Raw genomic sequence first — 440 nt, 5'->3', positions numbered from 1 at the left:
CATCTGGTGAACTTGTTCTACATCTTCATCATAGAACGGTGACCTTAGAACACCACAAGGATTCCATTAGAAAATGATGAGAATCTGCGAAAGTTTTATTATTTTGTGACGTAAAAGACGCTACCGTCCGGGGCGTTCGCATAACTGCCGATCACCCATCCGTTCAAGTCCGCTACTTCCTTGGCGATGGCAAGTCCAAGTCCACTCCCGCTTCGATCTCGCGCTTCATCAAGTCGATAGAAACGGTCGAATAAACGCGCCCGATCCACCTCACTCAGTGTCACTCCACGGTCGCGTACTTCGATGCGGTTCGGGGTCATCGTCACATGCGTATCGGTCGCATATTTTAAACTGTTATCGATGAAGATGACGATGAGTCGTTGCAATGAATCGCGATGTCCGTGCCACATCCCCATCGCCTCGATTGGTACGTGTATGCC

1 protein-coding gene is annotated in these 440 nt (G+C 49.5%); it reads right to left on the bottom strand.

Annotated elements, in window-relative coordinates; all coding sequences use genetic code 11:
- Positions 1 to 98 precede the first annotated feature (98 nt).
- A partial coding sequence (locus tag WCE05_RS26055; protein ID WP_368816848.1) for a sensor histidine kinase occupies positions 99 to 440 on the bottom strand: 342 nt, incomplete at its 5' end.

Source organism: Pseudomonas sp. I2 (genome assembly GCF_040984075.1).
Classification (GTDB): domain Bacteria; phylum Pseudomonadota; class Gammaproteobacteria; order Pseudomonadales; family Pseudomonadaceae; genus Aquipseudomonas; species Aquipseudomonas guariconensis_B.
The sequence above is the reverse complement of the archived record's forward strand: the minus strand, read 5'-3'. Positions and strand labels throughout refer to the sequence as shown.